Raw genomic sequence first — 8,877 nt, 5'->3', positions numbered from 1 at the left:
AGGATCAAACTCTCCAAAAAGAGTGATTAGCTCATAAAATAAAACGTTGGCTTCATTTCGTTAGAAATGAATATTATTGTTTGTTGACGTTCTTGTTTGTTTAGTTTTCAAAGATCAATGGAGCGGGTGATGGGAATCGAACCCACAACAACAGCTTGGAAGGCTGTGGTTTTACCACTAAACTACACCCGCATATATTTTTAGAATGGTCGGGAAAACAGGATTCGAACCTGCGACCCCTTGGTCCCAAACCAAGTGCTCTACCAAGCTGAGCTATTTCCCGTAAAACTATGGCGCGCCCGAAAGGAGTCGAACCCATAACCTTTTGATCCGTAGTCAAACGCTCTATCCAATTGAGCTACGGGCGCATTTATTTAAATCAGCTTTTATATAATATCAAAAGCATTTAATTTTGTCAACATCTTTTTTTGGTGCGGCCGAGAGGACTTGAACCTCCACGGGGTTGCCCCCACTAGGCCCTCAACCTAGCGCGTCTGCCATTCCGCCACGACCGCGTTTCGATTAGCGACAAAATTTATCATACCACATTTTGATATAAATATCAACTGGAAATTAGTGGTGCGGGTGAAGGGAGTCGAACCCCCACGCCTTGCGGCGCCAGATCCTAAGTCTGGTGCGTCTGCCAATTCCGCCACACCCGCAAATAATGGCTGGGCTAGCTGGATTCGAACCAACGAATGACGGAGTCAAAGTCCGTTGCCTTACCGCTTGGCTATAGCCCAAAATATTTTAGGAAAGAAACAGGAAATGAAGTTCATTTCATTCCCCATTCCTGATGACCCCTACGGGATTCGAACCCGTGTTACCGCCGTGAAAGGGCGGTGTCTTAACCGCTTGACCAAGGGGCCAAAATAATATTCTTCTACGGAGAAGGAGGGATTTGAACCCTCGCGCCGCTCACGCGACCTACACCCTTAGCAGGGGCGCCTCTTCAGCCTCTTGAGTACTTCCCCAAAATGGCTCCGCAGGTAGGACTCGAACCTACGACCGATCGGTTAACAGCCGATAGCTCTACCACTGAGCTACTGCGGAATAATAATACTCTTTTCGTTAATAAGGCGTTTGCCCTATCGACTCTTTACATTATAATGACGTTGCTCGCTAAAGTCAACACGATTTTAACAGGAAATAAATGTATTTAATTTACGAAGCTTTCATCCACTTTTTCTAATCTCCCTTTGCATTTACCGCAAACATATCGGCTTGTATCAATCTGTCTTTTTCTTTTATAAGGAAGATTACATTTTGTACATTTGTATAGAACTATCTTTTTTATTGTTCGTTTCTTTTTCACTTCAGGCAGTTGATTACAAAATCTTGGCGCCCCCGTTTTTTTTAACAATACTTTAAAGTCCCTATCACGATGCTGGTATCCTTTTCCCTCAAGGTGAAGGTGATAATGGCAAAGTTCGTGTTTTATAATCCCTATTAACTCTTGTCTTCCAAGCTGTTCTAGATACTTCTTATTTATTTCAATGTTATGGGATTTTAGAAGATACCTTCCACCCGTGGATCTAAGCCTAGGATTAAATATAGCTTGATGTTTAAACGGTATCCCGAATACCTCATTTGAAATCTTCTCCACCAGCTTTTGAAGTTCCGAATCTTCCATATTTATTCTCCTTACTTTGTTTGCGAACGTGACAACCTATTATAGCATATATTGTATATACAATTAATGAGGATACCATCACTTTCAGGAGGTTTTATTATGCCAACTTGGTTTCAAAACCAAATGAAAAGGGCTTTTTATGAAAAGAACCGATATCAAATTAAACTTTTAAACCAATGCTGGTTTTTTTACAGGAAGAAGCATGATTCTTAGAGATTGAATTGTTCTTTTTCAATTGTACTTTTCTTCTTTTATATGGGTCTATTCTTGATATTGCTAGTTAATGCTGATTAGTCTTTTTAAGGGACCTTTTTGATTTGTTTTATTTGATTGTAATTGTAACTTTGTATTTGAGGCTGTTTTGAAAGGCATACCGCTGCGCTTTTTTGATGATGAAATTTTCGTTGAGTCCCTAAACTTAGAACGCTTAATAGTTTACTGGGGAATATAGAGGCCTTCTATATTCCACTTTTTCTTGAGCTATCACTTTTTCAGGAACGTAGGGACCTTCTATATTCCCTTTTTTCTAGAGCTAACACTTTTTCAGGAACGTAGAGGCCTTCTATATTCCCTTTTTTCTAGAGCTATCACTTTTTCGGGAACGTAGAGGCCTTCTTTATTCCACTTTTTCTTGAGCCATCACTTTTTCAGGAACGTAGAGGCCTTCTTTATTCCCTTTTTTCCTGAGCCATCACTTTTTCGGGAAGGTAGAGGCCTTCTATATTCCACTTTTTCTTGAGCCATCACTTTTTCAGGAACGTAGGGACCTTCTATATTCCACTTTTTCTTGAGCCATCACTTTTTCAGGAACGTAGGGACCTTCTATATTCCCTTTTTTCTAGAGCTATCACTTTTTCAGGAACGTAGAGGCCTTCTATATTCCCTTTTTTCCTGAGCTATCACTTTTTCAGGAACGTAGAGGCCTTCTATATTCCCTTTTTTCCTGAGCTATCACTTTTTCAGGAACGTAGAGGCCTTCTATATTCCCTTTTTTCTAGAGCTATCACTTTTTCAGGAACGTAGAGGCCTTTTATATTCCACTTTTTCTTGAGCCATCATTTTTCAGGAACGTAGAGGCCTCTATATTCCCTTTTTTCCTGAGCCTTCACTTTTTCGGGAACGTAGAGGCCCTCTATATTCCACTTTTTCTTGAGCCATCATTTTTCAGGAACGTAGAGGCCTTCTATATTCCCTTTTTTCCTTAGCCATCACTTTTTCAGGAACGTAGAGGCCTTCTATATTCCACTTTTTCTTGAGCCATCACTTTTTCAGGAACGTAGAGGCATTCAATATTCCCTTTTTTCCTGAGCTATCACTTTTTCGGGAACGTAAAGGCCCTCTATATTCCACTTTTCCTTCTGCCACCTCTTTCTTGGGAACGTAGAGGCCTTCTATGCTACATCTCTATGCTTTGCCTCTACCTACAAGCCACTTCTAACTAAGAAACCCTCTATGCCCCACAATCAAAAAAGAATCAAAAAAGCACACAGGTAACTTCCCATGTGCTTCTTACTATTCAATCAAGACGGTGGCAGCATGGTTAAGGCCACGCGTCCTTTTTTCATGTCGACAGAATCGACCCATACGGTAACCACATCCCCAACAGATACAATATCTAATGGATGTTTTACGAAGCGGTTGCTGAGTTTGGAGATATGAACTAGGCCATCCTGCTTAACCCCAATATCTACAAATGCCCCAAAATCGACTACATTTCTAACTGTTCCTTGCAGTTCCATGCCCGGTTTCAGATCTTCTAGTTTTAGGACATCCTTTTTTAGAAGAGGGCGTGGTAATTCGTCACGCGGATCACGTTCAGGTCTTACTAAGGCATCAACGATATCCTTCAGAGTAAGTTCCCCAATAGCGAGCTCTTCGGAAACCGCCTTTAAGTCCAGACCGCTTAATGAATCCTTCAATTCTTCCTTACCCAAATCTGCGGTTGTGAATCCTAAATTCTTTAATAATTTTTCAACCTCAGGGTAATGTTCAGGATGGATCCCGGTCCGATCTAAAGGCTGTTTCCCTTCTAAAACCCGAAGGAAACCAATGGCCTGCTCGTATGTTTTTGCCCCGAGACGCGGTACTTTCTTTAATTGGGTCCTGCTTGAAAATTTCCCTGTTTCTTCGCGCATCTTTACAATATTGTTGGCCGCAGTTTTATTCAAGCCCGCAACATATTGAAGTAATGAAGAGGATGCCGTATTAACATTTACACCAACCTGGTTAACGGCTGTCTCCACTACAAAGTGCAAGGATTCGGATAGACGTTTTTGAGAAACGTCATGCTGATATTGGCCGACACCGACGGATTTCGGGTCGATTTTTACCAATTCTGCAAGCGGGTCCTGCAATCTGCGGGCAATGGATACAGCACTTCTTTCTTCTACCTGAAAATGAGGGAACTCTTCTCTTGCCAGATCCGATGCAGAATAAACGCTAGCTCCCGCCTCATTGACGATTAAATAGAAAATCTCGTCATCCATTTCTTTTAAAATGTCTGCCACAAATTGTTCTGTTTCTCTGGAGGCAGTACCATTTCCGATTGCGACCATTTCCACTTTAAACTCGCGCAAGATTTTAACCATCTTCTCTTTTGCTTCTCTGGCTTTTGAAACAGGTGGATGCGGATAGATGACGCCAATTTCCAAGACTTTCCCCGTTTCATCTACTACCGCCAACTTACAGCCTGTCCGATAGGCTGGGTCAACCCCCAATACCATTTTTCCTTTTAACGGTGGCTGTAATAGTAAGTTTCGGAGGTTTTCCGAGAAAATATGAATGGCTTGCTCTTCGGCTTTTTCAGTTAATTCATTGCGGATTTCCCGTTCAATCGAAGGCTGGATTAAACGCTTATAGCTATCCTCGATTGCCTCCAAAACAACTGGAGCCGCTGGTGAGTGTTCTTTTTTAATCCACCTTTTTGATAAATAAGCAAGGATCAAATCGGAATTTACTTTGATGGATACTCGTAAAATATCTTCCTTCTCCCCACGGTTTAAGGCAAGGATTCGATGTGGCACAATCTTGTTAACTGGCTCTTCATATTCATAGTACATTTCATAGACATTTTTCTCGTCATTTTCTGCTTCTTTTACAGTAGAAGTCACAGCACCTGATTTAAAGGTTTCTCTTCTAATCCATTTCCGGCTCTCAGCATCATCAGAAACCATTTCTGCAATAATATCCTTGGCACCGTTAATCGCATCTTCAATCACCAGAACTTCTTTTTCTTCTGATAAAAATTCTTGAGCTTTGGCCGTGATATTTTCAGAGGGGAAAGTTAGCAGCCACTCAGCCAATGGCTCAAGGCCTCTTTCTTTGGCAATAGTAGCTTTTGTCCGTCTTTTTTGTTTATATGGACGGTAAAGGTCTTCTACCTCTTGCAGTTTTTCGGCCTTATTAATGCTTTTCTGTAACTCTTCTGTCATTTTCCCTTGTTCAGCAATAATCCGGATGACTTCTTCTTTTCTTTGTTCAAGATTCTGTATGTATTGCCAACGTTCCATTATGTTCCGGATCTGTACTTCGTCAAGCGCACCTGTCATTTCTTTACGGTATCTGGCAATGAACGGAACGGTGTTTCCTTCGCTTAATAACGAGATAACATTTTTCACTTGTTTATATGAGACAGCCTGCTCGGCTGCAATTTTCCCCAAGAGCTGATCGTCTTTTACCATCGTTTCACTCACTAAACTGTTCCTCCAATTCGTTTTTTTATTATTGTATCAAATTACCAAATGCGTTTCATGTCAAAAAGAAAGGCAAGCTGGAGAGCTTGCCGATAGCAGTTTAAGTATGAAGGCAGGATTATGTACGAAAAAACGCTCTTTTGTTAAAGAGCGTGTCTTTGCTAAAATTCGATGAGGCCTAAGCTGACTTGCAGGGCTTCATCCACTTTTTCCATCATTTCGTCATCGAGATGGGTTATTTTATCGGTTAACCGCTGTTTATCAATTGTGCGGATTTGCTCTAACAGAATGACCGAGTCTCGTTCAAAACCGTAGCGCTTCGCATCAATTTCAACATGGGTCGGAAGCTTCGCTTTTTGTATTTGAGCTGTAATCGCTGCAACAATAACGGTGGGACTAAACCGATTCCCGATGTCGTTTTGGATGACAAGTACTGGGCGGACGCCGCCTTGTTCAGAACCAACAACTGGGGATAGGTCCGCAAAATATACGTCACCACGTTTGACAATCAAGTGATTATCCTCCGCTTACAAGACGTTCAACAGTATGCTCTGCCTCATATTCTGCTTGGAAAGCTTCAGATGCGATTCTTAGGTTAATCTTTGCCATTTCCATGTATCCACGTCTCATGGATTCGCGAATTTGTCTCTGTTTTCGTTCGCGCAAATACATTTTGGTTGCTTGGTAGATAAACTCACTGCGGTTTACATTTTCTTGTTTAACGAAACCATCTAATTCAGTTAATAGATGTTGCGGTAATTTCACTAAAATTTCCGTAGTTGCGCTGGGTTCAGACACAAACATACACCTCCACCATCACTACACACCGTTTTTTATTTTATCTATACCATATTTTATAATAACACTTAACGAACTTCGTGCATAGACTAAATATCACTCCTATTGTATTATAAGCCAATATTTAATCCTTTTATGCACAAATTAACCACTATATCATAAATATGATGGAGTTTCCTTTTTAACCTCTAAAAAATCAAAAAAGATAATTTTTTACTTCGACAATGTTTCCCGCTTTTTTATAAACTCTTGGCACACGACTAGTAATAATACAAGGGACCTCATAATTAATGGTTCCAAGCTTCACGGCAATGTCATTCACTGATATAAATTGATCCCCTTGTTTTCCGATTAAGGTGACCGTTGTTCCAACCGGATTGTATTCAGGCAAGCGGATCATGCACTGATCCATACAAATTCTGCCAACAATTGGTGCCCGCTTTCCGTTAACCAAGACCTCTTGTCCTTGAAGTTTGCGAATCCAACCATCAGCATATCCGATAGGCAGGGTGCCAATCCATTCTTCTTGATCACTTTCATAAGTGGCACCATAGCTTACTTTATCGCCTTTATATAGTTTTTTTACATGGACAAGCTTCGTTTTCAAGGAAAACGCCTCTTTTAAATCATACGGAATTTTGTTTTCCATTTCTAACGATGGCGTTAGTCCATACATCGCGATCCCAGGACGAACTGCATTAAAGTAAGCCTTTGAAAATCTGATTGCCGCGGCGCTGTTACTAGAATGAACATATTTAGGGCGTTTGGCTAAGGTGCTAATTATTTTTTCAAATCGACTATATTGCTGCTCAAAATAGGATAGATCCAATTCATCTGCTGTGGCAAAGTGCGTAAAGATTCCCTCAAAATCAAACCGTTTATCATTCAAAATGATGTTTTCAACATCAGTCAGCTCATCACTTGTACGCACGCCAATTCTCCCCATACCGGTATCCACTTTTATATGGACTTTCAGTTGGTCGTTTGTTTGTAAGAACTGTTGTGCTTTTTGTAACCACTCTTTTTGAAAAACAGTCAAAGTGATATTCTCTTTAACCGCAATCCGTACATTCTCCGGACGGGTGTTACCAAAAACTAGAATCGGAGCTGTGATTCCTTTTTTTCTTAAGGCAATCGCTTCATCCAAAATGGCAACCGCCAGATAGGTTGCCCCAGCCTCAAGTGCTGTTTTTGCAACTTGAAAATCTCCGTGCCCGTAAGCATTTGCTTTTACAACAGCAAAAATTTCTACTCCTTCTGTTAATTGTTTCTTTAAAGAAGTCACATTATCATGAATGCAATCCAAATCAATTTCTGCCCAGGTATCTCGATAGAAATACTCTTGCTCTTCCATGCTTCCACTTCCTACACTAATTTATAAACATTCTTCCATTTTAACATATTTTCATCGAACAGGCTTTGTGCTAAAAACAAAAAGACCCCCCCGGAGGGAGTCTGTTGGATTTATTTTACTGCTTCACCTGAAACAGACTTAGCCACTTGTATCATTTCATCCTTAGTTAGATTTTTTGAAGCAATCATATAGTCAATACCTTCATTTGACCAGCTAATAGAGTGGTCATTAACAGCACCGATTGTAATACCCAAGTCTACCAAGTCACCCTCTACGTAGGTTGGAGTAGTCGATGCGACTTTTGATTTTACTTTTTCCTGAACTAAGGTAAATGATTTTTTCCCTTCATACGTCAGGACTACGCGCTTACCATCTTCAATCTTAGATTGTTTTTCTTCGACCAGCTTGGTTCCTTTTGGCTCGAAGGTTGGATATTTAACCGTAAAGGATTGGTCGCCTCCATCAGCCATCGCCGGAAGATTAAGCTGGGCACGAGTCATGTTCTTTTTCATATCGAAATCGTTTTTGTCGAAGTTAGCTTTAAAAGTAACCTTTTCAAATTCAACAGTTACCAGAGCATTTCGATCCGGATCCATCACTTTTACACTCACTGGCGATAAATCTTTTTTATTTAATTTAATTTCCTGGATTGGTAGCATACTATTATTTTGATAGCGGGTTTTTGTTTCAAATACATAATGCCCTTTTGTTTCGGAGAACTTTGCCTCTTTATCCATCACAATGTCCTTAATTAGCGATTCATACAAATAAGCCTGGCTGCTGTTTTGTGGCCAATCACTTTGGAATTTAAAGCTTTTATTTAGGGCAGGAGTTAATACAAATACCCCTTCATCATTGCGCAAAATCATTTGGCTTTGATCTTTTTCAGCATTTTTAAGATTTACGCGATAAAAAGTTGGATCCTTATGCCAGATTTCCACGTTATAGACTTGAGAGTCTGTACCCATTTTAAGCGTCATTTTGGCCTCTGCTTTATAACTCGTTAAATCATCAAGTTTTCCATTTAGCTCCTTCACGACATCTTGTTGTGATTTGGAGCCGCAGGCGGCCAGTACAAAGATTACCATCAGCCCCGTCATAAGCAGTAACAACTTTTTCCTCATTCCTTCAACCCCTTCTTGTCTCATTTCAGTTATATTTTGAGAAGAGAAAGGCAGGGATCAGGCAGTGATACCAAAATGACCATAGCTGACCTTGTCTCTCCTGTTTTCCCTACGAATATATGAGACAACCTTTTGGATTATGCTTATGGGGTGAAACAAGCTGATTTATTTTTTTGAGGATCGTTGGTTTGGGGATTTTTTGACTTTGTTATTGTTTAGCGATTTGGATGAAAGACAGGGCCTTTGTTTCCTCTTCTCTTTTTGTCTTTCATCGAC

7 protein-coding genes and 9 tRNA genes are annotated in these 8,877 nt (G+C 40.4%); 1 reads left to right on the top strand and 15 read right to left on the bottom strand.

Annotated features, from left to right (window positions below):
• Positions 1-118 precede the first annotated feature (118 nt).
• The 10 genes from ACI3K6_RS21365 to ACI3K6_RS21320 form a co-directional block, all read right to left on the bottom strand.
• Positions 119-192, bottom strand: a tRNA-Gly gene (locus tag ACI3K6_RS21365).
• A gap of 14 nt (positions 193-206) precedes the next feature.
• Positions 207-283 (bottom strand) — tRNA-Pro (locus ACI3K6_RS21360).
• Between the two features lie 8 nt (positions 284-291).
• Positions 292-368: transfer RNA gene (locus ACI3K6_RS21355), tRNA-Arg, on the bottom strand.
• Between the two features lie 61 nt (positions 369-429).
• Positions 430-515, bottom strand: a tRNA-Leu gene (locus tag ACI3K6_RS21350).
• A gap of 62 nt (positions 516-577) precedes the next feature.
• Positions 578-662: transfer RNA gene (locus ACI3K6_RS21345), tRNA-Leu, on the bottom strand.
• Between the two features lie 6 nt (positions 663-668).
• Positions 669-743: transfer RNA gene (locus tag ACI3K6_RS21340), tRNA-Gln, on the bottom strand.
• Positions 744-797: 54 nt separating this feature from the next.
• Positions 798-869 (bottom strand) — tRNA-Glu (locus ACI3K6_RS21335).
• A gap of 17 nt (positions 870-886) precedes the next feature.
• Positions 887-974, bottom strand: a tRNA-Ser gene (locus ACI3K6_RS21330).
• 4 nt (positions 975-978) lie between these two features.
• A tRNA-Asn gene (locus ACI3K6_RS21325) sits at positions 979-1,053 on the bottom strand.
• A gap of 106 nt (positions 1,054-1,159) precedes the next feature.
• Complete coding sequence (locus tag ACI3K6_RS21320; protein WP_435556423.1) at positions 1,160-1,633, bottom strand: SprT family protein; 474 nt, start codon at positions 1,631-1,633, stop codon at positions 1,160-1,162.
• 99 nt (positions 1,634-1,732) lie between these two features.
• Between ACI3K6_RS21320 and cmpA the strand changes: the two genes are divergently transcribed.
• Positions 1,733-1,846, top strand: a complete 114-nt coding sequence (gene cmpA / locus ACI3K6_RS21315) for a cortex morphogenetic protein CmpA (protein ID WP_335481982.1) — start codon at positions 1,733-1,735, stop codon at positions 1,844-1,846.
• Positions 1,847-3,153: 1,307 nt separating this feature from the next.
• Here the strand turns inward: cmpA and ACI3K6_RS21310 are convergent.
• From ACI3K6_RS21310 to ACI3K6_RS21290, 5 genes are all read right to left on the bottom strand, one after another.
• On the bottom strand, positions 3,154-5,313 hold the full coding sequence (locus tag ACI3K6_RS21310) for a Tex family protein (protein ID WP_435556424.1): 2,160 nt from the start codon (positions 5,311-5,313) through the stop codon (positions 3,154-3,156).
• A gap of 173 nt (positions 5,314-5,486) precedes the next feature.
• Positions 5,487-5,837, bottom strand: coding sequence for a type II toxin-antitoxin system endoribonuclease NdoA (gene ndoA, locus ACI3K6_RS21305; RefSeq protein ID WP_007083556.1), 351 nt, complete (start codon positions 5,835-5,837; stop codon positions 5,487-5,489).
• A 4-nt stretch (positions 5,838-5,841) separates the two neighbouring features.
• Entirely contained in the window at positions 5,842-6,123 is a 282-nt protein-coding gene (locus ACI3K6_RS21300) for a CopG family ribbon-helix-helix protein (RefSeq protein WP_066400964.1), read from the bottom strand.
• A 196-nt stretch (positions 6,124-6,319) separates the two neighbouring features.
• Positions 6,320-7,477, bottom strand: a complete 1,158-nt coding sequence (gene alr, locus ACI3K6_RS21295; protein ID WP_435556422.1) for an alanine racemase — start codon at positions 7,475-7,477, stop codon at positions 6,320-6,322.
• 110 nt (positions 7,478-7,587) lie between these two features.
• Positions 7,588-8,601 carry an outer membrane lipoprotein-sorting protein gene (locus ACI3K6_RS21290; RefSeq protein WP_435556421.1) on the bottom strand — a complete coding sequence of 338 codons (1,014 nt, stop codon included), beginning with the start codon at positions 8,599-8,601 and terminating at the stop codon, positions 7,588-7,590.
• Positions 8,602-8,877: the final 276 nt, after the last annotated feature.

The organism is Neobacillus solisequens, from assembly GCF_051233465.1.
Taxonomy (GTDB): domain Bacteria; phylum Bacillota; class Bacilli; order Bacillales; family Cytobacillaceae; genus Neobacillus.
Note: the sequence above shows the minus strand (reverse complement) of the source record. Positions and strands in the feature narration are given on the sequence as shown.

Coding starts and splice junctions, on each gene's coding strand:
- ACI3K6_RS21320 (WP_435556423.1), bottom strand. CDS start 1,633: ATGGAAGATTCGGAACTTCAAAAGCTGGTGGAGAAGATTTCAAATGAG.
- cmpA (WP_335481982.1), top strand. CDS start 1,733: ATGCCAACTTGGTTTCAAAACCAAATGAAAAGGGCTTTTTATGAAAAG.
- ACI3K6_RS21310 (WP_435556424.1), bottom strand. CDS start 5,313: ATGGTAAAAGACGATCAGCTCTTGGGGAAAATTGCAGCCGAGCAGGCT.
- alr (WP_435556422.1), bottom strand. CDS start 7,477: ATGGAAGAGCAAGAGTATTTCTATCGAGATACCTGGGCAGAAATTGAT.
- ACI3K6_RS21290 (WP_435556421.1), bottom strand. CDS start 8,601: ATGAGGAAAAAGTTGTTACTGCTTATGACGGGGCTGATGGTAATCTTT.